This window comes from Pseudomonas sp. UBA6699 (assembly GCF_002454615.1).
Classification (GTDB): Bacteria; Pseudomonadota; Gammaproteobacteria; order Pseudomonadales; family Pseudomonadaceae; genus Aquipseudomonas; species Aquipseudomonas juntendi.
In genome coordinates this window covers 26,614-49,132 of record NZ_DKJF01000018.1, presented here as the reverse complement: position 1 = coordinate 49,132, position 22,519 = coordinate 26,614, and the positions used below count along the sequence as shown (strand labels likewise).

Here is a 22,519-nt window from a genome sequence, read left to right as displayed (position 1 = left end):
CTCACAGGCGCTGCATATCTTGTGACAACCACCTATCAGCCCTGATGCGCCCCCTGTGGGCTGGCTTGCCGGCGATGGGCTGCAAAGCAGCCCAATGGCTGCCACCAGGGCTTGACTGACGGGCATTACCCGGCAGCCGCGCTTACAGGAAGGTGAATACCTGTGCTGCCGGCAAGCGCGACTTGCCCAGGCCGGCATTGAAGTCGGCCTCACTGCGATAGCCCAGGCAGAGCATCACCACGCTGGTGAACCCCCGCTCGCGCAAGCCCAGTTCGGCATCCAGCAGCTTGCTGTCGAAACCTTCAATGGGCGTGGCGTCCAGCCCCAGCGCCGCAGCACCCAGCAACGCCGTGCCCAGGGCCAGGTAGGTCTGTTTCTCCATCCAGTGCTGCACGTCCTTCAGATCGAAGCGGTGCAGGTCAACGTAGTGACGGCGGCTCTGGTTTTGCGCCGCGCGCGCCTGGTCGTCCCGGAAGCGCCCGTCGGCGGCCTCCTGGTCCAGCACGCTGTCCAGGTGCGCTTCAGTCATTTCGGTACGGGTGCAGAACACGATCACGTGCGAAGCATCGAGCAGCTTCGGCGTGTTGTAGGCGTAGCCCTGCGAGGTGCTCTTGGCCAGGCGGGCCTTGCCTTCGGCGCTGTCGGCGACGATGAAGTGCCAGGGCTGGGAATTGACCGAGGACGGGCTGTGGCGCAGTTGCTCGAGCAAGGCATCGACCGTGGCCTGGGGAATACGGCGTGAGGCATCGTAGGCTTTGGTGGTGTAACGGCGCTTGGCCAGCGAGACGGTATCCATGCAACGACTCCAGGTATGAGCAGTGAATTTGCCGCTCATCTTATCTTTCCTGCAGAAAAGAAAAACCGGCACAATGCAGCAACACTTTCGGCCCTGGAGTGAAAATGCTGCGCATCGCAGACCTTGAGCTGTTCGCCCGTAGCAGCGTGCTGGGCAGCTTCACCGCCGCTGCCCACGAAGCGGGCTTGCTGCCTGGCCAGGTGGCTGCGGCCATCAAGCGCCTGGAGCGCGACCTGGACGTGCGTCTGTTCGCCCGCACCACCCGCAGCCTGCGCCTGACCGCAGAGGGCGAGCGCTACCTGCCGACCGCACTGAATGTGCTGGAGAGCCTGCGCCAGGGCCACGAGGACCTGCATGGCAACCCTGACACCCTGCGCGGTACGCTGCAGGTGTCGGCGCCCTCCGACATGGGCCGCAACATGCTGTTGCCATGGCTCAGCGCCTTCCGCCGCGAGCACCCGGCGTTGCAGGTGCGCTTCTTTCTCTCTGACCAGATCGCCGACCTCAACCGTGACCCGGTAGACGTGGCCATCCGTTATGGCCACAACCAGGACGCCAACTACATCGCCCTGCCGCTGGCTGCCTGGAACCGCCGGGTGCTGGTCGCCTCGCCCGACTACCTGGCCCGCCACGGCCGCCCACTCACCCCCGATGCGCTGCAACAGCATGCATGCCTGTTGTACATGCAGCACAACCGGGTGTACGACAAATGGCAACTGGGCAACCGCACCGTGCAGGTGCGCGGGCCGCTGGTCAGCGACGACGCCGATGTCATCCGCCGTTTGGCCGTACAGGGTGAAGGCATCGTGTACAAGTCGTGGCTGGACGTCAGCGCCAACATAGCCACCGGCGAACTGGAGGTCGTTCTCCCCGGACTGCTCGGCGAATCGACCCCGGTCACGCTGGTTTGCCCGCATCGCAAACAGCTCACCCCAGCGGTAACCCAACTGCACCTGTGGCTACGCGAGCGCTTCGAGGCGCTGCGTGAACCGGCACTGGCCAGCGGCTGCACAATTGTTCCAGACTGAACTCAACCGTTACGCTAGGTTGGCGTTTTGAATCGGCGGCATGCCCCCATGAGCAACTGGATAGACTTCAAGCAGGACGCCGACACCGGCATCGAGTCGGTGCGGGCGCATTTTGTCGGGCATGCCTACGACCCGCACTGGCACGACAGCTTCCTGGTGGGCGTCACCGAACAGGGGGTGCAGCAGTTCAATTGCCGCCGGGTGCGCCACCGCAGCACACCCGGGCAGGTGTTCTTGCTCGAGCCTGGCGATATTCACGATGGCCTGGCCCCCACCGAGGAAGGCTTCACCTACTCCACGCTGTACCTGGACCCGCTCTGGCTCGACCAGCAATTGCGGTCGCTGTTCGAGCACGCGCCGGGCGGCAGCCTGCCGAGCTTTGCCGACACCCTTTGCCATGACCAACGTTTGGCAAGCGCTACCGCCCTCGCCTTCCGCGCGGTTCATGACCAGGACTTGCGCATCGTCCGGCAAACCGCCACCGACGAACTGCTTGCCCGCCTGACCTGCCACCTGCACTGGCGCCGGCGCATCAACCCCGACCCGCGCCTGCCGCTGAGCGCACAGCGCGCGCGGGACTACCTGCATGCCAACCTGGAACGTGACATTGGCCTCGACGACCTGGCCCAGGCCTGCGGCATCGACCGTTTTCGCCTCACCCGGGCGTTCAAGGCCGCCTTCGGCATTGCCCCGCATGCCTACCTCATCCAGCTGCGCCTGACCCGGGCAAGGCGGCTGCTCGCCCAAGGCCAGTGCTCGGCGCAAGTGGCCGTGGCCTTGGGCTTTGCCGACCAGAGCCACCTGGGCCGCTGGTTTCGCCGTGCCTACCAGCTGACGCCGGCCGACTACCGCAGGCGCTGCTCAAACCTTCCAGACTGAACCGCTTGGCAACAGCGAGCATGGGGCTTTGATGCTCTGGAGCGTTCCCATGTCTCAGTCGATGCTGCCCTTCATCCTGTTTGCTTTGGTCGCCAGCCTCAGCCCGGGGCCAACCAACCTGTTGATCCTGGCGCACGGCGCCCGCCTGGGCGTACGGGCCAGCCTGTTGCCGATCCTGGCGGCCTGCTGCACGGCAGCGACGATTGTGCTGCTGGTGGGCCTGGGGCTGGGCGAGCTGTTGCTGCGCCACCCACTGGCACAGCAACTGATGAGCTGGGCCGGAGCGCTGTGGTTGAGCGGGCTGGCGTGGAAAATGCTGCGCAGTGCCGGGGCACCGCTGCATGCGGGTACGGCGCAAGGCTTCAGCGCGCTCAGCGCCGCCTTGCTGCAGGCGGTCAACCCCAAGGTGTGGTTGATGGCCGTGGCGGTTGTGGGGGTGTTTGCCGCCCCCAGGTTACCGGTATGGCACCTGGCGTTGGTGTTCTGCCTGGTTGCCCTGCCGTGCATGGGGGCATGGGCGGTACTGGGGGCAGGCAGCGCCCGCTGGTTGCAGGCGCCGCAGCGGTTACGGGTGTTCAACCAACTGTTGGCGGGGCTTTTGCTGATTTCAGCATGGGCGGCTGTGCTGGCCTGACGCCCTGCCACCGGTTTGGGCTGCCGCGCAGCCCATCGCAGGGCCTGACCGGTCAGTGCGGTAATGCCTCTCGCAAGCGCCGGGCGCTGGCCACGGCCAGCAACAACCCGGCCACCGCCACACTGCCACCCACCAGGCCGATGTACGCCACATCCATCCGGCTGCTGACAATGCTGCCCAGCAGGGCCCCACCCCCGATGCCGATGTTGTAGATACCCGAGAACAGCGCCATGGCCACGTCGGTCGCATCAGAGGCCAGCTTCAAGGTCCTGGACTGCAACGCCAGGCTGAAGCTGAGGATCGCTACCCCCCACAACATGCTCAGCACCGCGAACACATAAAAGTTGCCTGACAGTGGCAACAGCAACAGCAGGCACGCCGCCAACACCCCCATCGAGCCCAGCAGGAAACCCTGCGGGAAGCGCTCGCTGTAGCGGCTGAACAACACTGAACCCAGTACCCCTGCCCCCCCGAACAGCAACAGCAACAGCGTGGTGCGCTCGCCGCCGATCTGCGCCACGTGCAGAGCGAATGGCTCGATATAGCTGTACGCGGTGAATTGCGCAGTAATCACCAGGGTCACCAGCAGATAGGTGATGACCAGCGCCGGGCGCCTGAACAGGACCGGCAGGCTGCGTAGCGACCCGGAGTTCTGGCTGGGCAGCAGCGGCAACGACTTCATCAGGCACACCATGGTCGCCAGCGCTACCACGGCAATGCTCAGGAAGGTGATGCGCCAGCCCAGTGCCTCGCCCACCACACGCCCGAGCGGGATGCCAAGCACCATGGCCAGGGTGGTGCCGGTGGCCAGCAGGCCCAACGCCTTGGCCTGCTGCCCGGGCGGCGCCACGCGCACCGCCAGCGAAGCGGTAATGGCCCAGAACACTGCATGCGCCAGGGCAATGCCGATGCGACTGACCAGCAGCATGGCGAAGCTTTGCGACAGCCAGGACAACAAGTGGCTGACGATGAACACCATGAACACCAACAACAGCAAGCGCCGCCGTTCGATGTTGCGGGTCAGCAGCATCATCGGCAGAGACGCCAGCGCCACCACCCAGGCATAGATGGTCAGCATCAGGCCGACCTGGGCAGTGCTCATCTCGAAGCTGCCGCCAATGTCACTGAGCAGCGCCACTGGAACGAATTCGGTGGTATTGAAAATGAAGGCCGCCAGGGCCAAGGCGATGACGCTAAGCCAACTGCCGCTGCCCGTGCCGGGTGGCAGGTGGCTGGGTACAGGTCCGTTCATTGTAGAAAGAGAGTCTCCGTGAAAAAGCAACAGGTCGCGCGCCAGGGCCCCCGTCTACGGGGTTGCCGACGTACGCAGTGTCATGAATAGGAATGCCGGCATGGTACGCGTCACACCCGGGGCCAACAACCGCAAGTCGGGCATAAGGAGTACCATGCCCACTTGAAGTGAAACACGTTGCAGCAAGGAGCCCGATCCACTCATGGACAAGCAGTACCCCCAGCAGCAATGGCAGCAGGCGGTCATCGCCTATGCCCAGGCCGTCAACGACTACGTCGCACAAGGCCGTGCCCAAGGCTGGGACAACCTTCAAGCGCCACAAGTGCCCGCCACCGACCACCTGCTCGACGCCTGGCTGGCAGCCTTGCAGGCAGCCAACCGCCCGGACTGCAGCGAGCAGCAACGCCAAGCCTTCCGCCAAGCCTGGCCGCCTGCCCACCAACCGCTGGTACCGTTGCTCGATGAGCATGGCCAGGGCATCAGCAATGTCCTGCTGCTGGGCGACGGTAGCCTGCTGGCGCGCATCGGCATGCCGCACGAAAAAGGCCAGGTGCTGCGTATCGATCGCCATGGGGTCACCCCGGTGATCGGCGTCGAGTGCTTCGGCCGCTGCCCGGCCCGCCGCTACTTTGCCCTGGGCAATGCCGAAGGCGTCCGGGTGACCGCTGGCTGGGGCGGCCCGCAGGTACAGCGCCTGGCCTGGCCGACCGGCCTGGAAGGGTTGCCGGCCGGCTACCCGTTCGAGCCGTTCGACCTGCCACCCGCGCCCACCGCATTGATCCCTTTCCCGGACGGCCAACGCGTGCTGCTGGTCAGTGCCGATGGCACCTTCGTGTTGGCCAGCGACGGCGCAACCCGCCTGCTGCCGCACCAGGCGCGGGTACTCGACGCCCTGGCCGAAGGCACCGAGCCGGAGGACATCAGCCTCGGGCTGAGCATGGAGCACGGCGCGGTGTCGGCGGATGGCCGCTGGGTCGTGGTGGGTGAGCAAGGCAGCCGGCACCTGGTGCTGGACGACCGGCTCAGGTTGGTGGCCGAGATTGGTCCCGGCAGCGAATACCCGCATTTCGCGCTCTTCAACCAGCGGGGTGACCAGTTGCTCCTCAACGCCTGCCACTTCTACAGCGGTGCCACGCTGGCGGTACGGGTAGCCGACCTGCCGGGGCTGCGCACCGATTACTACAGCCAGGACCCGCGCACCCCACTGGTGCAGGATGGCGCGCGTGTCTATGCCGGGGTGGCTCGCGCTGGCGAATACATCATCGGTGATGCCTACGGCTACCTGCGGGCCTTTGGCGAAGATGGCCAGGAGCATTGGCAGCACTACCTGGGCTCGACCATCAGCGCCATGGACATCAGCGCCGACGGGCGTACCCTGGTGGCCGCCAGCCATGCCGGGATTGTGGCGGAGATTGCCCTCGACAGCGGCCGGCCGGCGTGGCAGATCGGTACCGGCGCGCATGGGGAGGTGCGCCGGTGGCTGTTCTGGAAGGGCTGGGACAAACCGCTGGCCTGGTAGCCAAGCCTGCCCCGGCCTGCCAGCCAGCCGCTTCGCGGCTTGCCCGCATAGCGGCCGGCGCTGGCCTCGATCAGGCCTGCAGCGTGGCCATGTCGATCACGAAACGGTATTTCACATCACCGGCGATCATGCGCTCGTACGCCTGGTTGATATTGCGGATGTCCAGCATCTCGATATCGCAGCGGATATCGTGTTCGGCACAGAAATCAAGCACTTCCTGGGTCTCGGCGATACCCCCAATCAACGACCCCGCCAGCACCCGACGCTTCATGACCAGGTTGGCCGCATGCACGGCCGGGTCGATCGGCTCGATCAGGCCGACCAGAATGTGCACCCCGTCGAACTTCAGCGTTTCCAGGTACGGGTTCAGGTCGTGCTGCACCGGAATGGTATCGAGCAGGAAATCGAAACGGTCGGCCGCAGCGCGCATCTGCTCGGCATCGGTGGACACGATCACATGGTCGGCGCCCTGGCGCCGCGCTTCTTCGGCCTTGGCCTGGGAGCGGGTGAACAAGGTCACTTCTGCGCCCAGCGCCTTGGCCAGCTTGATGCCCATGTGGCCCAGCCCGCCCATGCCCAGGATGCCGACCTTGTGCCCTGGGCCGACACCATGGTGCTTGAGCGGCGAATAGGTGGTGATACCGGCGCACAGGATCGGCGCGGCGCTGGGCAGGTCCATGCCGGCCGGAATGCGCAGCACGAAATGCTCGCTGACCACGATGCTGCTGGAGTAGCCGCCCATGGTGTTGCTGCCGTCGACCCGGTCCGGGGTGGCGTAGGTCATGGTCGGGCCTTGCTGGCAGTATTGCTCCAGGTCCTTGGCGCACGCCTCGCAGTGGCGGCAGGAGTCGACCATGCAACCCACGCCTACCAGGTCACCTACCTTGTAGGCGGTAACCTGGTCGCCCGTGGCGGTGACGCGGCCGATGATTTCGTGGCCAGGCATCAGCGGGTATACGGCAATGCCCCATTCGTTGCGCGCCTGGTGGATGTCGGAGTGGCACACGCCACAGTACAGGATCTCGATGGCGACATCGTCCGGGCGCGGGCTGCGGCGCTCGAAAGTCATAGGCGTCAGGGGGCTGGTAGGGGTTTGGGCGGCGTAACCGATGGCGGTATACATGCTGGACCTCGCTGTAGAATGAAACGATTCAGTGGGGCGATTGTGCCCACCATTCGCTCTCGCGCACACGGCTGATTCTCCGGCATGCATGCCTGATTCTCCGAACCTGCCTTTGTGCTACTGGCGCGATACCGTCAATCTGCGATCATCAGGCTGTCTGATCCTCTGCCCTGGTTCATCATGCAACTGACCCGCCACGTCGATGCCAATGCGCCCCTCTGCGCCCTGATCCGCTGCCTGGCCACGCGCCCGGGCTTCGTGCCTACGCACCTGCCCCAGGTGCAGGTACTGAGCTGGGACCACTATGTCGCCAGCAGCCCGCAAATCTACGAGCCCAGCCTGATGATCCTGGCCCAGGGCAGCAAGCTGGCGCGCCTGGGGCCACGCACCCTTGAGTACGGTGCCGGCCACTACCTGGTGCAGGCGTTGTCGGTGCCCTTCATGTGTGAAACCTTCGCCACCCGCGAGGCGCCGTTATTGGGCGTGGCAGTGGACATCGACCGTGGCGTGCTGGGTGAACTGGTACAAAGCATGGACCTGGCGCCAGACCCTGCCGTGCAGGCGCAAACACCGCAATCGATGACTTCCGCAGCACTGGATGCGCCCATGCGCGACAGTGTGGAGCGCCTGCTGCAGTGCCTGCAGGACCCACTGGATGCCAAGGTTCTGGGCCCGGCGAGGGTGCGTGAAGTGCTTTACACCGCGCTGCGCGGCCCGCAGGCTGGGGTGTTGCGGGCGCTGGTGGAACAACAAGGGCACTTTGCCCGTATCGGCGCCGCCCTCGCCCACTTGCGCGAGCACTATAGCGAGCCCCTGAGCGTGGAGACGCTCGCGGCACGGGCCAACATGAGTGTTTCGACCTTTCACGAACACTTCAAGCGCTGCACCGACATGGCGCCCATGCAATACCTCAAACGCCTGCGGTTGCTCAAGGCCCAGCAAATGCTGATCGGCGAAGGCCTGGGTGTAGCCCAGACGGCGCACCGGGTGGGCTACCAGAGCACGTCGCAGTTCAGCCGCGAATACAAGCGCCAGTTCGAACGCAGCCCAGGGGATGAACTGCCCTACCAAAGCTTGCCGGTTTGACTGAAGGGCGGCGGGCAATCACCCGTCAGTCACCAGGCGTGGCACTTGAGGGCGCCAGTGGCCATTGCGCCAACGGCCAGTAGGCGCCCTTGCGCGATTCATACAACGTGAAGTGCGGGGCGCCGAGGAAAAACGCCGGCGCGCTGCCGGCCTCTGGCAAGTGGCCCCGAAAATCCCTGGCAAGCGTCAGGTGCGGGCGGTAGTCGCGCTTGGCAGCTTGCCCGGCAAAAGGCAGCAGCGCCTGCTGCAGGCCGTACACCAGGCGCATCAGCGCTGCTGGCACCTGCTGCGCCTCCAGTACCAGGGCGCTGGAGCGCTGCCACACCTGCAAGCGGTCAAGTGTCAACCGGGGTACCCTGCCCGGCAGCGCCAGTTGATCGACCGCCGCACAGATTGCCGGCACCAGGGCGGCATCTACATCGCCCAGGAACAGCAACGTGACATGAAAGTTGGCGGCCGGCACCGGTTTGCCGCTGCGCAGGTTCAGGCCGCGACGGAACTGGGCCAGAGCGCGGCGCTGGACATCGCTGACCGGCAAGGCGAAAAACAGCCGTTTGAACGGACTGCCGCTGGGGCGTACATCATGAACCATGGTGACTCCTGGGCATGAAACGTTTGCGCACGACTGTAGGGCATTACACCAATGTCGGCCTATGGTTTCGTAACAATAAGTACAAACTGCCCACATGATTGTTTATGCTGGCGGGCTTATGCCATGGCGCATGGCCTTATTTTCGACAAGTATCCGTCCATGAAAATTGCACTCGTCCTCCTCTTCGTTCTCTCGATCGCGTACGTTCACCTGCGCGGTCGGGTCCGTCACAAGCTGACCCGCCAACTGGGCGATCACTCCAGCTTTCTGGCCCCGATCAACAGTTTTCTGTACCTGTTTTCCAAACACCCGGCCAAACCGTACCTGCCCGTCGAGGCCTTTCCCGAACTGAAACCGCTGCAGGAGCACTGGCAGGAAATTCGCGAAGAAGGCCGGCAACTGCTGCAGGTAGGCGAAATCAAGAAGTCCGACAACTACGACGACGTGGGCTTCAACTCGTTCTTCAAAACCGGCTGGAAGCGCTTTTACCTGAAGTGGTACGGCGAAAGCCACCCGTCGGCAATGGCCCTGTGCCCACGCACCACCGAACTGTTGCAAGGTATCGGCACGGTCAAGGCGGCCATGTTCGCCACCCTGCCACCGGGGGCCAAGCTGGTGCGCCACCGTGACCCGTATGCCGGCTCCTACCGCTATCACCTGGGCCTGGACACACCGAACGACGACGCCTGCTACATCGATGTAGACGGCGAGAAATACTCATGGCGCGACGGTGAAGGGGTGGTTTTCGATGAAACCTACATCCACTACGCGGCCAACAATACCGAGCACAACCGCATCATTCTGTTCTGCGATGTCGAACGCCCGCTCAAGTACCGCTGGGCCAGCGCGTTCAACCGCTGGTTCAGCCGCAATGTCATGGCGGCTGCCGCAGCCCCCAACACCGCCGGAGACAAGACCGGCGGCATCAACCGGTTGTTCACCCGGATCTACAAGATCCGGGAACGCGGCAAGGCGCTGAAAAAGCGCAATCGCACGCGCTACTACCTGGAGAAGTGGGCGGTGGTGGCAGCGTTGCTGCTGGTGTTCATCTACATCTGAGTCCGTGTGTTGCCAGCGGCCTGTGCGAAGGTGCAGCCAAAGGCATGACTGGGCATGCACCAAAGTACAAGCCGCACGTTCGCCACGCTTCGACTAGCCTGAAAGCTCCATTCGCAACCACCCCAAGGTGACGACGATGAGCATGATGGACTGGGATGCCTACCGAAAGCAGTTGATGGCCGGCATCGGCGATCTGAAGCAACTTTCCCCCGACACCGTGGCCGGCTACATGACCGCCAGCGGCGCCGGGGCCAAAACCGGTCATCTGGACGCCAAGACCCGCGAACTGATCTCCCTGGCCGTAGCGGTAACCACCCGTTGCGACGGCTGTATCGCCGTGCATTCGCAGCAAGCGGTGAAGCATGGCGCTACCCGTGAGGAGATTGCCGAGGCGTTGGGTGTGGCGGTGGCGATGAACGCGGGTGCCGCGCTGGTCTACTCGGCCAGGGCCCTGGATGCAGTGGGCAAGGCCAACGGTTGAGCCCGAACGGCGCCGCCCTTGCGCGACGGCGCCGTGCCCCGCAGACTGGGCGGCTAAACCCGCGCAGGAACCCGCATGATCCACATCCGCCCCATGACGGCCGAAGACTTCGAGCGCTTCTGGCCCACTTTCCAGGCCACTGTCCAGGCCTGCGAAACCTATGCCTACGACCCGTCCCTGAGCTTCGAACAGGCCCGCCACCTGTGGCTGGAGCTGCCTTTGCGCACCTTGCTGGCCGAAGAAGAGGGTCAACTGCTGGGCTCGTACTACCTCAAGCCCAATGCGGCAGGGCCCGGTGCGCATGTCGGCAATTGCGGCTACATGGTCTGCGCCCAAGCGCGCGGGCGCGGCGTGGCCAGGTTGATGTGCGAGCACTCGCAGAAACTGGCGCGCCAGGAAGGCTTTCTGGCCCTGCAGTTCAACTCGGTGGTGGCCACCAATGAAGTGGCAGTCGCCCTGTGGCACAAGCTGGGGTTCGAAACGGTTGGCCGGCTGCCCAAGGCCTATCGCCATGCCCGGCTGGGGCTGGTGGACTGCCTGGTGATGTACAAGTGGCTGGCCGATGAGCCAGTGGCAGAGAAGCCGCCGCTGCTGATCGGGCGCAAGAATATCGAAGCCCGGGTTTCGCGGCGGCGTGGGCGCTGATCGTTCTTCACGATCTGCCTTGACGAAGGCACCGCCAGGTGCTCAGATGCGCGCCAGTTTCAGGTGCCCTGCGCCGCCGCGCGCAGGGTGAAACGGGAAGCCGGTGCGTCGTGTTGATCACGACAAGTCCGGCGCTGCCCCCGCAACGGTAAGTGAGCGAACCCTTCGAGATACCACTGTGCTCAGGCATGGGAAGGTGAAGGTTTCATGCCCCTCGCAAGCCCGGAGACCGGCCTGAGGCTTCATTTGGCACCCCGCGGTGGGCGGGCGCAGGCCGGTATCCGTGCGCGCGCTTGCCTGTACGGAGCCCTCCTTTGCGTGTTTTCCACCGGGATCCATTCATTCCTGCAGCAGTGGAACGACATGTCCCGTATGTTCAAGCTTCACCCCCTGGCGGCCTGCCTGGCCGTCACGCTTCCGGCCCTGGCCGATGACCGCGGACCGCAGCCCCTGGCATTGCCCTCCACGGCCATCACCGACACCCTCGACAGCCATGCCAGCGACTTGGCCACGCCGACCCAGGCCGGCTCGCGCCTGGGGCTCAGCGCCCTGGAAACGCCAGCCAGTACCAGCAGCATCAGCGCCGAGCAGATCCAGCAGCGCAACAACCTGACCGTGCAGGATGCCGTAACCCGCTCGCCAGGCATTACCTTCATCGGCTCCCCCGGCGACGGTGGCACCGGCCTGTCCGCCCGCGGCTTTGCCGGGCACGGCTCGGTCATGACCTTGTTCGATGGGGCCCGCCTGTTCACCGGAGCCGGCACCCAGACCTTCCCGGTCGACCCGTGGATGGTCGAACGTATCGATGTGCTTCGCGGCCCGGCATCGGTGCTCTACGGCGAAGGCGCCACCGGCGCGGTGGTCAACGTCATCCCGAAAAAACCGGTTGCCGGTACGGTGCGCAACCAGCTGCGGCTTGGATATGGCAGCTGGGACCACCAGCAACTCGGCCTGGACAGCGGTGGCAGCCTCAGCGAGCGCCTGAGCTATCGCCTGACGCTGAACCAGCAAGCCGGCAATGGCTGGGTGGACCGCACCCCCTCACGCAGCCTGGCGCTCAGCGCGGCCCTGCGCTTCGATGCCAGTGACGACCTCAGCTTTACCCTGGCCCATGAGCGCGGTGCGGCGCAGCCTGCCAACTACTACGGCACGCCGCTGATCGACGGCCATTACCGCAGCAGCCTGCGCAAGAAAAACTACAACCTGCAGAACGACGTGCAGCGCTACGACGACCAGTGGACCCGCCTGACCACCGACTGGGCACTCAACGACCACCTCAGCGCCAGCAACCAGCTGTACTACATCAGTAGCCGCCGCCATTGGCGCAACGCCGAGCAGTATGAATGGGACGCCGGGCGCCAGCAGTTGCTGCGCGGCAGCTACCTGGAAATCAAGCACGACCAGGAGCAGTTCGGCGACCGCCAGACCTTCACCCTCGACCATTCGCTGTTCGGCCTGGCCAGCAGAACCGTGCTCGGCGCCGAGTACAACAAGGTGCGCTTCAACGTCGACAGCAACAGCCCCTACAACGACGTAGGCGGTGACTACATCGACCCGTGGCAGCCGCAGCCGGGCGTATTCCACAGCGGGTCGCCGCTGCGCCCGCAAAGCCTGTCCACCACCCATACCTTTGCCCTGTTCGGCGAAAACCGCCTGCAACTCACTGAGCGCCTGTCGCTGGTGACCGGGGTGCGCCGCGACCAGCACCACATCGACCGCGACAACCTGACCAATGCCAGCCGCAGCGACCGCAGCCTGCAAGGTGGCAACTGGCGTGCGGGGCTGGTGTATGCACTCAGTGACGCGCTGTCGCTGTATGGCCAGTACTCCACCAGCGAGGATGAGGTCAACAACCTGATAAGCCTCAGCCCCAACCAGATGCACTACGACCTCACCCAGGCGAAACAGACCGAGGTGGGCCTCAAGCAACGTTTCTGGGGCGGGGATGGCGAATGGACCTTGGCGGCCTACCACATCGTCAAGCAGAAGCTGCTGGTAGACGACCCCCTCACGCACCAGCCCCAACAGGCTGGCCAGCAGACGTCGGATGGGCTGGAGGCAACCGTGGAACTGGCGCTGGCCCACCAGTGGCGGGTGTCTGCCAACGCAGCGCTGCTGCGCGCCCGGTATGACGCGTTTGACGAACAGGTGGGCGCAGCGGTGCAGGACCGTGCCGGCAACCGCCCGGCCAACGTGCCTCGGCGCACTGCCAACCTGTGGCTGAGCAAAGGTATTGGCCAGCAGATCGAGTTGGGGGTGGGCGCGCGCTATGTGGATGAACGTTACGCCGATAACGCCAATACCCAGAGCGCCCCAGGCTATACCGTGGTCGACGCCACGATCGGCTGGCAGGTTCTGCCGCAGGTGAAAGTGGGGTTGCAGGTGAACAACCTGTTCGACCGCGAATATGTGCAGGCGGCGTTCAGCGGCCAGCAATGGCTGATGGGAACGCCACGTTCCTACTTTGCGACGCTGGACTACAGCTTCTGAAGCGGGCAGCCCGGGTTGGCGTAGCGCAGCTTCACGGCGAAAAGCCAACCCGGCGCTGAGCAAAAAACCTACCCGTGCATGGCCATATGGATATAACATAACATTTCATTCAGGCTTTTTTTCATCAGCGACCCTCCATGACAAGCGCCAGCCCCAGTCCCACCCAACTCAACCAGCGCCTGCAGAGCATCGACGCCCTGCGCGGTCTGGTAATCCTGTTCATGCTCCTGGACCACGTGCGCGAAACCTTCTTCCTGCACCGCCAGGTCAGCGACCCGATGGCCATCGATACCACCGAGCCGGCACTGTTCGCCAGCCGTACCCTGGCGCACCTGTGCGCGCCGGTGTTCGTGCTGCTGACCGGGCTCTCGGCCTGGCTGTATGGCGAAAAGCGCCAGGGCCGTGGCGATGTCGCGGCGTTCCTGTTCAAGCGCGGGCTGTTTCTGGTGGCGCTGGAGTTCACCCTGGTCAACTTTGCCTGGACGTTCCAGCTGCCGCCCACGGTGATCTACCTGCAGGTGATCTGGGCCATCGGCATCAGCATGCTCGCCCTGTCGTTGCTGGTGTGGCTGCCACGCCCGGCGCTGCTCGGCGTGAGTGCCGTCATCATTGCCGGGCATAACCTGCTCGACAGCCTGCACTTTGCCCCGGGGTCTGCCCTGCACGTGCCCTGGGCGATTCTGCATGACCGCGGCTGGCTGACGTTGTCCGACACGCTGCGGCTGCGCACGTCCTACCCGGTACTGCCGTGGATCGGGGTGATCGCCCTGGGCTACTGCCTTGGGCCATGGTTTGCCCGCGGCAGCCAGGCCGGGCCACGTCAGCGCTGCCTGCTGCTTGGCGGGCTGCTGGCGCTGCTGGGCTTTTTCGTGCTGCGCGTATTCAACGGCTATGGCGAAGCCGCGTGGAGCAGCTACCCCACGCTCACACACACCCTGATGAGCTTCTTCAACCTCACCAAGTACCCGCCTTCGCTGTTGTTCCTGGCACTGACCCTGGGCTGCGGCCTGCTGTTGCTGCGCGCATTCGAGCGCGCCGGCCAGGCCCGCTGGATCAGCGCCCTGGCGGTGTTCGGTGCAGCGCCGATGTTCCTCTACCTGCTGCACCTGTATGTGCTGAAGCTGCTGTACCTGGCCTGCGTGGCGCTGTTCGGCAGCAACCACGGCAGCTATTTCGGCTTCGACGGCGTCGCGGCGGTATGGTGCGTGGCGCTGTTGCTGGCGGCTTCGCTGTACCGGCCGGTGCACTGGTTCGCCCGGCTGAAACAGCGGCGGCGCGACATCCGCTGGCTGAAGTACTTCTGAAAAGCGTTTTCACCCGGCGGCGCGATGGTCTACCATGCGGGCCGCCGGTTTCCATCACGGAATCAATAGGGAATCCCCGGCCCGCCAACACGGGCCAAACGGAACTGCCCCCGCAACTGTAAGTGCCGAGCCTGCTCCATCGACGCCACTGGGTGTACTACCCGGGAAGGCCGGAGCCGGGCCGTGACGCACCAGTCAGGAGACCTGCCGGCCAACATTCACCAACCGGCGGGGTGCCCGGGATTGGCCATTGTGTTGCCTTTGCCGCTGGCAAGGGCGCGGCGATGTCTGTCCGTGCGTTCATTCCGTGAACTGTCCGATAGGAGATCGCCCAGCATGCTGCCCCGCTTCGCCACCCTGCTTGCCGGCCTCAGCCTCAGCGGCCTGGCCCAGGCCGCCGCCACCCAGTACCCGCTGACGGTGGACAACTGCGGTAAGCCGCAGAGCTTTGCCCAGGCGCCACAGCGCGCCGTGACCATCGGCCAGGCCGGCACCGAGATGCTCTATGCCCTGGGCCTGGGTGACAAGCTGGCGGCGAGTTCGCTGTGGTTCAACAATGTGTTGCCCGAATACCAGGCCATGAACGCCACGGTACCGCGCCTGGCCGACAACGAACCCAGTTTCGAGGCGGTGGTTGGCCAACGCCCGCAACTGGTGGCCGTGCAGTTCGAGTGGATGGTCGGGCCGCAGGGTGTGGTCGGTACGCGCGAACAGTTCGCCGAACTGAACATCCCCACCTACCTGTTGCCCTCGGACTGTGAGGGCAAGGACAACCTGATCGGTGCCGACGGCACCCGCCTGCAGGCGTTCCAGGTCGACAGTATCTACAAGAGCGTCAGCCAGCTGGCGGAGATCTTCGATGTACAGGCGCGCGGCGTGGCCCTGAACGCCGAGCTCAAAGGCCGCCTGGACAGCGCCCGCGCGCAATTGGCGGGCAAGGACCTGTCGGGCACCTCGGCACTGTTCTGGTTCTCCAGCGCCAACCTGGTCATCGACCCTTACGTCGCGGGCCGCCAAGGGGTCGCCGACTTCATGCTGCGCACCCTGGGGGTGCGCAATGTGGTCGAGTCCAGCGAGGAGTGGCCCACCGTAGGTTGGGAAACCCTGGCCAGGGCCAACCCCACCTGGCTGATCATCGCCCGCATGGACCGCCGGCGTTTCCCCGCCGACGACTACCAGAAGAAGCTGGCATTCCTGCGCAGCGACCCGGTAACCCGCAACATGGACGCGGTGAAACACGACCGCATCATCATCCTCGACGCCGACGCCATGCAGGCGGGTATCCGCCTGTTCCGTGGCGTGCAAACGTTGGCGGCCGCTTTTGCCAGCGGTAAAGCCAGCCAGTGATCAGTCGACTGTCAGCCTGTATCGGCCTGGCCGTGGCCGCACTGCTGGCGGCCCTGCTCGCCGGCACAGCCATTGGCGAAACCGGCCTGGCACCGCGCGTGGTCGGCCAGGTGCTGGCCAACCAGCTGTGGCAAGCCGGTTATCCGGTCGACCCGATCGATGCCGGGATCATCTGGAACTATCGCCTGACCCGCACACTGGTTGCGGCGGCCTGCGGTGCCGGCCTGGCCACCTGCGGCGTGATCCTCCAGGCGCTGCTGCGCAATCCCCTGGCCGAGCCCTACCTGCTGGGGCTGTCCGCCGGCGCTTCGACCGGTGCCGTACTGGTTGGCCTGCTGGGCCTGGGCAGCCTGGCTTTGAGCATGTCGGCCGGCGCCTTCATCGGTGCCCTGGCGGCCTTTGCCCTGGTGCTGGTGCTGGCCCGCGCGGCAGGCCCTGGCAGCAATAACGCCCAGGTGATTCTGGCTGGTATCGCCGGGTCGCAACTGTTCAATGCCCTGACGGCATTCCTGATCACCAAGTCGGCCACCGCCGAGCAGGCACGGGGCATCCTGTTCTGGCTACTGGGCAACCTCAGTGGCGTGCGCTGGCCCGCAGTATGGCTAGCCGTGCCAGTGGCACTGTTCGGCTTGCTGGTGTGCCTGTGGCATCGCCGCGCGCTGGATGCCTTCACCTTCGGCGCCGACTCGGCAGCTTCGCTGGGCATACCGGTGCGGCGCAGCCAGTTACTGCTGATCAGTTGCGCGGCGCTGGTAACGGCCGTGATGGTGTCCATCGTCGGCGCCATCGGTTTCGTCGGGCTGGTCATTCCACACGCCCTGCGCCTGCTGCTCGGCCCCGGACACAGCCGCCTGCTGCCTGCCAGTGCATTGGGCGGGGCACTGTTTCTGATTGCCGCCGACATCCTCTCGCGCACGCTGATCAGCGGCCAGGTCATACCGGTGGGCGTGGTCACCGCGCTGCTTGGCGCGCCTGTCTTCGCGCTGATACTGGTCAGCCGCCGGGGGCGCCCATGACGGTCATGGCTGCATTCCAACTGGCGCCGCTGAGCTGCCAGGATCTCGGCCTGCAACTGGCCGGCAAACGGGTGCTGCACGACATCCATCTCAACCTGGTGGCGGGTGAAACACTCGCGATCGTCGGCCCCAACGGCTCAGGCAAGTCTTCGCTGCTGAAGGTGCTGGCCGGCCTGCGCCCGCCGGCCTGCGGCAGCGTGCAGTTGATGGGCGAGCCACTGGCAGGCATGCCTCGCCGGCGCGTGGCCCAATGCCTGGCACTGGTTGAACAGCAGGCCGACACCCTCGATGCAATCAATGTGTTCGACGCGGTGGCCTTGGGCCGCACGCCGTGGCTGTCAGCCATTGCGCCGTTCTCCAGCGCGGACCGGGCGATTGTCGAGCAGGCACTGGCCGACCTCGACGCCTTGCACCTGCGCGCTCGCCTTTGGGGGTCGTTGTCCGGTGGCGAGCGGCAGCGCGTGCATATCGCCCGCGCCCTGGCCCAACGGCCGCAGGTGCTGCTGCTCGACGAACCGACCAACCACCTGGACATCCAGCACCAGCTGAGCCTGCTGCAGCAGGTACAAGCCCTGCAGGTGACCACCCTGGTGGCCCTGCACGACCTCAACCAGGCGCTGACCTGCGACCGCGTTGCAGTGCTCGACAAAGGCCGGCTGGTCGCCCTCGGCACGCCGTTCGAGGTACTGACCCCCGAGTGCCTGCTGCACACCTTTGGTGTTCATGGCCATTACCTCACCGACCCCTGGGACGGCACACGCATCCTGCGCTTTCGCGCCCCCTGAGCTACCGGCAGAAGCCTGGGTAGCCCAGGCGCCTGGCCTGCTCAGCCCAAGCGCAGTTGCATGTGCGTGGTTTGCCAGACCGGGTCTGGCTCCACGTCCACGACAGCGAAGCCTTGCCGCTCCCAGAACGTGATGGCCCCCGGCAGGAATGGGTGGGTATGCAGGTAGAGGCAACCGATGCCGGCCTGCAGCGCCTGCTGGCGCAAGGCGCCGAACAACGCGGCGGCAAGCCCGCGCCTGCGGTACGCCGGCAGCACGAACAGGCGCACCACTTCAACGACGCGCTCGCCAGCATAATCAAGTTGGCTGAAACGGTGGTCGTAGGGCAGGTAGCCGATCACCCCGACCAGGCGCTCATCAACCCGGGCTTCCAGGAAGCAGCCCTCGCCTTCAAGGTAGGTTTCGCTGAAATGCGCCAGGTCCCGGGGCAACGGTGCATTGGCCAGCGCCGGAAACAGCTCGCGGCGCGCGCTGTCGACAAACGCCAGCACTTGGCCAATGGCATCGCGGGTAACAGGTTGCAACGTCCAGTTCGGCATAAGGTTCAAGCCTGAGTGTTGGGTGCACGGTTCTAACCCAGCCGGCCGTACAAGGCAAATCGCAGGGCTCGTCGCGGCAGGGCTGACCTCGCTATAATCGGCAGCCTTCACTGCCCGACCAGGCCACGCCATGCCTCGCATCCAGAAGTTGCTGTTGCCGCTGTTGCTGATTGCTGCCGTTGCCGCCTGCGACCAGAAGCCCTCCCGTGAAGAGCAGATTCTTGCCCAGCTGCCGCTGCAGGATGCCTACGACCACAACATCGAACGCATGGCCGGGCTGCTGGCCCGCCAGCACCCACGGCTGGCGCGTACCACCATCGAAGATGTGCTGCGCAAGCATCTGACGGTAGAAGACCAGCGCCAGGACCTGTTCCGCCTCTACAGCAAGGAGCATTTCAGTGACGCCGAGTTCGCCACCATTGTCGCGGCCACCCAGGACCCGGCCAAGGCCCGTGCTCTGGAAAACACCGATGCTGGCCGGCAACTGAGCGACAAACTCACCGGCCTGATGCGTGAAACCGCCCGCGACCCCAAGGTGCAAGCATTGGCCGAGCAGCGCATGCAGCAGGTGCAAGACGAACTGAACGCCTTGGAAAAGGCAGGTTCATGAGCGCGACCGGCACGGTCGCTTCCGTTTCGTAGCCCTATTCGAACACTCGAGGTCAGGATTGCCACACGCCAAGCACGGACTGCGCCTGGATCTACGCACACTCATTCTGGTGCTGTGCGCCCTTACTGCCGTGGTCATGCTGTGCGCCAGCTATTTCGCCAGCTACCGGGTACAGCGCCAATTGCTGATCGACCACGCGCTGGAAGCCAACCGGGTGTATGCGGCCAAGCTGGCCAGCATCACCGATGCATTCATCGGTAGTGCCTTGCAGCAACTGGCGTTCAGCGCCAGCGAGCAAGGCCGGCAACTGGACGATCCCGCCGCCTTGCAGCGCGAGACCGACCGGGTGCTGGGCCAGAGCATGGCGTTCAATTCCACGTTCGTGATCGATGCCAATGGCGTGCTGCTGGCGATATCCCCCGCGCCGCTACGCCACATGGTCGGCACCCGGATGCAATCGCCCGGTGTGCAGGAGGCATTGCAGGAGCGCCGCGCGCTGGTGTCGACACCCTATCTGTCGGCGGCCAACAACCTGGTGGTGGCGCTGACGCAACCGGTCGTCGACGCCAACGGCCGCTACCTGGGGTATGTCGGTGGCAGCCTTTACCTGCGGGAACGCAACATCCTCAACCGCCTGCTCGGCGAGCACTTTTACAAGGACGGTTCGTACCTGTATGTGGTCGACCGCAATCGCCGGCTGCTCTACCACCCCGACAGCCAGCGGGTGGGTACCGTCGTGCAGGGCAATGAGCTGATCGACCAACTGACCAACCTGGGCAACGGCACACGCCAGCTGACCAACAGCCAAGGTGTGGAGATGGTCGCCGGCTTCGCCACCGTGCCCAGCGCCGGCTGGGGCGTGGTGGCACAGCAGCCACTGGCACAAACCATGATGCCGCTCAGCCGCCTGGTGCTGAACGTGGTCGGTATTTCCGCGCCGCTGGCCCTGATAGGCTGCTTGCTGCTGTGGTGGCTGGCCCTGACCATCGCCCGCCCACTGTGGCAACTGGCTGCAGGTGCCCGCTCGATGGACCGCCCCGGCACCGCTGAGCGCTTGCATCGCGTGCGGGCCTGGTACTTCGAGGCCGCAGAGCTCAAGCGCGCCTTGCTGTTCGGCTTGAACTTGCTGCAGGCGCGCATCGGCAGGCTCAACCGCGATGCCCAGACCGACCCCCTGACAGGCCTGGGCAACCGCCGCAGCCTGGAGCTCAACCTGTCGCTGCTGGAAGCCGAAGGCCGGGCATTTGCAGCCATCGTGCTGGATATCGACCACTTCAAGCAGGTCAACGACAAGCATGGGCATGTGGTCGGTGACCAGGTGCTGCAGCGGCTGGCCGAGCTGATGCGCCGCTGTTGCCGCGAGGGTGACCTGCTTTGCCGCACCGGCGGTGAAGAATTTCTCATGCTGCTGCCTGGGGCCAGCCTGGAGGTGGCCGCCGCGGTCGCTGAGCGCCTGCGGGTGACGGTGCAGGAAACGCCGATCCAGCCGGTGGGCGCGGTGACCCTGTCACTGGGGGTGGCCCACTGGAGCGGCGAGCCGGGGCGCGAGCCGGAAACCGTGCTGAGCGAGGCTGACCTGGCGCTGTACCGGGCCAAGCAGGAAGGGCGCAATCGCGTCGCTGTCGCCTGATTGCCTGGCGCCCGCTGCGCTGCCGGGCACACGCCGTGTCGATGGCGGTTGATTCAGGTATCCCGAGGTCGTCCTCGACAAAGCGCCTTGCGCTGCCCGGTTATCTACTGGCAGGCATAACAATGATGGCGCGGCCAGACCGCACCACGTTCATCATGCCTGCCAATGGAATCGGAGAGCACCCGCATGCCCGCACCTCATGAGGTATCCCCCGCCACCCTGCGCAGGGTGATCGCCGCCTCGGCCATCGGCAACTTCGTCGAATGGTTCGACTTTGCCGTATACGGCTTTCTCGCCACGCTGATCGCCAGCCAGTTCTTTGCCAGCGAAGATTCCAGCGTCGCCTTGCTCAAGACCTTTGCCGTGTTCGCGGTGGCCTTCGCCTTGCGCCCCCTGGGCGGTATCGTGTTCGGCGCCCTCGGCGATCGGCTGGGGCGCAAGCGCATCCTCTCGCTGACCATCTTGCTGATGGCCGGCTCCACCACCCTGATCGGCCTGCTGCCGACCTACGCCAGCATCGGCCTGGCCGCGCCGGTATTGCTGACCTTGGCGCGCTGCCTGCAGGGGTTTTCTGCCGGTGGCGAATACGCCGGGGCCTGCGCCTACCTGATGGAACACGCGCCCAACGACAAGCGGGCTTTCTACGGCAGCTTCGTACCGGTTTCGACCTTTTCCGCGTTCGCCTGTGCGGCGGTGATCGCCTATAGCCTGGAAGCCAGCCTGTCCAGCGAAGCCATGGCTGCCTGGGGCTGGCGCATTCCGTTCCTGATCGCCGCGCCACTGGGCCTGGTCGGCCTGTACCTGCGCTGGCGCATGGAAGAAACCCCGGCATTCCGGGAAGCCGTGGCCCAGGGCAAGGAGCACGAGCATTCGCCACTCAAGGAAACCCTGCGCCACCACGGCCGGGCCATTCGCAACCTGGGGGCGTTCATTTCGCTGACGGCGTTGTCGTTCTACATGTTCACCACCTACTTCGCCACCTACCTGCAACTGGTCGGCAACCTGACCCGGGCGCAGTCGCTGCTGGTCACCACCGTAGCCCTGCTGTTCGCCGCCATCGGCTGCCCGCTGGCGGGGGCGCTGTCGGACCGGTTCGGGCGGCGCAAGACCATCGGCTTCACCTGCCTTTGGGTGATGCTGTGCGTGTTCCCGGCCTACTGGCTGGCCAGCTCCGGCTCGATGCCGGGGGCCCTGCTGGGGGTGATTCTGCTGGCGGTCGGCGCGCTGTGCAGCGGGGTGGTGACTGCGGCATTGCTGTCGGAGAGCTTCCCGACCCGGACCCGCTACACCGCTTCTGCCATTACCTACAACGTGGCCTATACGCTGTTCGGTGGCACCGCGCCGCTGGTCGCGACCTGGCTGATCGGGCAGACCGGCAGCAGCCTGGCGCCGGCGTTCTACCTGGTGGTGATTGCGTTGGTGGCTTTGCTCGGCGGGCTGGCGTTGCCGGAAACGTCCCGGATATCGCTGCATGATGAACCCAACGCCGAGGGTGTAGGCCAAGGCGTTCAAGGCTCGGTTTGAGATCCTGGGGCTGCCTGGCAGCCCATCGCGACACAAGACCGCGTGTGTCTTGGGAGGGGATTAGAGTCTGGAGTGAGAGCGGTGAATGACAAGCTGAATGCCGCAGATGCCTAGAGCCCGCTCCCACAACGAATCGCGCAGGCTTTTCAAAATTTGAGCAAGACAGTTGCTCCTGCAAGT

The 22,519-nt window shown here is 65.1% G+C and carries 21 protein-coding genes and 2 riboswitches; of the genes, 16 read left to right on the top strand and 5 right to left on the bottom strand.

Going from position 1 to position 22,519, the window contains the following annotated elements; all coding sequences use genetic code 11:
- Window positions 1-142: 142 nt before the first annotated feature.
- Complete coding sequence (locus B3361_RS03475; protein ID WP_029884991.1) at window positions 143-796, bottom strand: oxygen-insensitive NAD(P)H-dependent nitroreductase NfsB; 654 nt, start codon at window positions 794-796, stop codon at window positions 143-145.
- Window positions 797-900: 104 nt separating this feature from the next.
- Between B3361_RS03475 and B3361_RS03470 the strand changes: the two genes are divergently transcribed.
- The 3 genes from B3361_RS03470 to B3361_RS03460 are packed head-to-tail and all read left to right on the top strand — an operon-like array spanning window position 901 to window position 3,337.
- Window positions 901-1,824 carry a LysR family transcriptional regulator gene (locus B3361_RS03470; RefSeq protein WP_009683964.1) on the top strand — a complete coding sequence of 308 codons (924 nt, stop codon included), beginning with the start codon at window positions 901-903 and terminating at the stop codon, window positions 1,822-1,824.
- A 48-nt stretch (window positions 1,825-1,872) separates the two neighbouring features.
- The gene (locus B3361_RS03465) at window positions 1,873-2,703 is read left to right on the top strand and encodes an AraC family transcriptional regulator (RefSeq protein ID WP_054905212.1); all 831 of its coding nucleotides are present in this window, start codon (window positions 1,873-1,875) and stop codon (window positions 2,701-2,703) included.
- A 49-nt stretch (window positions 2,704-2,752) separates the two neighbouring features.
- Window positions 2,753-3,337: a LysE family translocator gene (locus B3361_RS03460; RefSeq protein WP_054905213.1), complete on the top strand. Its 585-nt coding sequence runs from the start codon at window positions 2,753-2,755 to the stop codon at window positions 3,335-3,337.
- A 52-nt stretch (window positions 3,338-3,389) separates the two neighbouring features.
- Here B3361_RS03460 and B3361_RS03455 read toward each other — a convergent pair whose 3' ends face one another.
- Complete coding sequence (locus tag B3361_RS03455; RefSeq protein ID WP_054905214.1) at window positions 3,390-4,589, bottom strand: sugar transporter; 1,200 nt, start codon at window positions 4,587-4,589, stop codon at window positions 3,390-3,392.
- 202 nt (window positions 4,590-4,791) lie between these two features.
- Here B3361_RS03455 and B3361_RS03450 point away from each other — a divergent pair, with 202 nt between their 5' ends.
- Window positions 4,792-6,108, top strand: a complete 1,317-nt coding sequence (locus tag B3361_RS03450) for a hypothetical protein (RefSeq protein WP_009683968.1) — start codon at window positions 4,792-4,794, stop codon at window positions 6,106-6,108.
- 70 nt (window positions 6,109-6,178) lie between these two features.
- Here the strand turns inward: B3361_RS03450 and calA are convergent, their stop codons facing one another.
- Window positions 6,179-7,231 (bottom strand): vanillin reductase, encoded by a 1,053-nt coding sequence (calA, locus tag B3361_RS03445; RefSeq protein ID WP_286920111.1) that lies wholly within the window; start codon window positions 7,229-7,231, stop codon window positions 6,179-6,181.
- Between the two features lie 180 nt (window positions 7,232-7,411).
- On the opposite strand from calA, the gene B3361_RS03440 reads away from it, so the two are divergent.
- Window positions 7,412-8,317, top strand: a complete 906-nt coding sequence (locus B3361_RS03440) for an AraC family transcriptional regulator (RefSeq protein ID WP_054905215.1) — start codon at window positions 7,412-7,414, stop codon at window positions 8,315-8,317.
- Window positions 8,318-8,342: 25 nt separating this feature from the next.
- Here the strand turns inward: B3361_RS03440 and thpR are convergent, their stop codons facing one another.
- Window positions 8,343-8,909 (bottom strand): RNA 2',3'-cyclic phosphodiesterase, encoded by a 567-nt coding sequence (thpR, locus tag B3361_RS03435; protein ID WP_054905216.1) that lies wholly within the window; start codon window positions 8,907-8,909, stop codon window positions 8,343-8,345.
- A 159-nt stretch (window positions 8,910-9,068) separates the two neighbouring features.
- Here thpR and lpxO point away from each other — a divergent pair, with 159 nt between their 5' ends.
- From lpxO to B3361_RS03395, 8 genes are all read left to right on the top strand, one after another.
- Window positions 9,069-9,968, top strand: a complete 900-nt coding sequence (gene lpxO / locus B3361_RS03430; RefSeq protein WP_029884983.1) for a lipid A hydroxylase LpxO — start codon at window positions 9,069-9,071, stop codon at window positions 9,966-9,968.
- A gap of 136 nt (window positions 9,969-10,104) precedes the next feature.
- Window positions 10,105-10,449, top strand: coding sequence for a carboxymuconolactone decarboxylase family protein (locus B3361_RS03425; RefSeq protein WP_029884982.1), 345 nt, complete (start codon window positions 10,105-10,107; stop codon window positions 10,447-10,449).
- Window positions 10,450-10,524: 75 nt separating this feature from the next.
- A complete protein-coding gene (locus B3361_RS03420; protein ID WP_054905217.1) occupies window positions 10,525-11,094 on the top strand; it encodes a GNAT family N-acetyltransferase in 570 nt (189 codons plus the stop codon).
- A 44-nt stretch (window positions 11,095-11,138) separates the two neighbouring features.
- Window positions 11,139-11,346: riboswitch (cobalamin riboswitch) on the top strand.
- A 111-nt stretch (window positions 11,347-11,457) separates the two neighbouring features.
- A complete protein-coding gene (locus B3361_RS03415) occupies window positions 11,458-13,584 on the top strand; it encodes a TonB-dependent receptor (protein ID WP_054905238.1) in 2,127 nt (708 codons plus the stop codon).
- A 137-nt stretch (window positions 13,585-13,721) separates the two neighbouring features.
- The gene (locus B3361_RS03410) at window positions 13,722-14,888 is read left to right on the top strand and encodes a DUF1624 domain-containing protein (protein WP_054905218.1); all 1,167 of its coding nucleotides are present in this window, start codon (window positions 13,722-13,724) and stop codon (window positions 14,886-14,888) included.
- Window positions 14,889-14,916: 28 nt separating this feature from the next.
- Window positions 14,917-15,114: riboswitch (cobalamin riboswitch) on the top strand.
- A gap of 110 nt (window positions 15,115-15,224) precedes the next feature.
- The gene (locus B3361_RS03405; RefSeq protein ID WP_054905219.1) at window positions 15,225-16,235 is read left to right on the top strand and encodes an ABC transporter substrate-binding protein; all 1,011 of its coding nucleotides are present in this window, start codon (window positions 15,225-15,227) and stop codon (window positions 16,233-16,235) included.
- Window positions 16,235-17,251: a FecCD family ABC transporter permease gene (locus B3361_RS03400; protein ID WP_033690610.1), complete on the top strand. Its 1,017-nt coding sequence runs from the start codon at window positions 16,235-16,237 to the stop codon at window positions 17,249-17,251. The genes B3361_RS03405 and B3361_RS03400 overlap by 1 nt, the downstream gene beginning before the upstream one ends.
- On the top strand, window positions 17,248-18,036 hold the full coding sequence (locus tag B3361_RS03395; RefSeq protein WP_054905220.1) for an ABC transporter ATP-binding protein: 789 nt from the start codon (window positions 17,248-17,250) through the stop codon (window positions 18,034-18,036). Before B3361_RS03400 ends, B3361_RS03395 begins: the two co-directional genes overlap by 4 nt.
- A 41-nt stretch (window positions 18,037-18,077) precedes the next feature.
- Here the strand turns inward: B3361_RS03395 and B3361_RS03390 are convergent, their stop codons facing one another.
- The gene (locus B3361_RS03390; protein WP_009683983.1) at window positions 18,078-18,575 is read right to left on the bottom strand and encodes a GNAT family N-acetyltransferase; all 498 of its coding nucleotides are present in this window, start codon (window positions 18,573-18,575) and stop codon (window positions 18,078-18,080) included.
- Between the two features lie 130 nt (window positions 18,576-18,705).
- Here B3361_RS03390 and B3361_RS03385 point away from each other — a divergent pair, with 130 nt between their 5' ends.
- From B3361_RS03385 to B3361_RS03375, 3 genes are all read left to right on the top strand, one after another.
- A complete protein-coding gene (locus B3361_RS03385) occupies window positions 18,706-19,185 on the top strand; it encodes a hypothetical protein (RefSeq protein WP_054905221.1) in 480 nt (159 codons plus the stop codon).
- Between the two features lie 58 nt (window positions 19,186-19,243).
- Window positions 19,244-20,815, top strand: coding sequence for a sensor domain-containing diguanylate cyclase (locus tag B3361_RS03380; protein ID WP_054905222.1), 1,572 nt, complete (start codon window positions 19,244-19,246; stop codon window positions 20,813-20,815).
- 186 nt (window positions 20,816-21,001) lie between these two features.
- Complete coding sequence (locus B3361_RS03375) at window positions 21,002-22,339, top strand: MFS transporter (protein WP_054905239.1); 1,338 nt, start codon at window positions 21,002-21,004, stop codon at window positions 22,337-22,339.
- Window positions 22,340-22,519 lie beyond the last annotated feature (180 nt).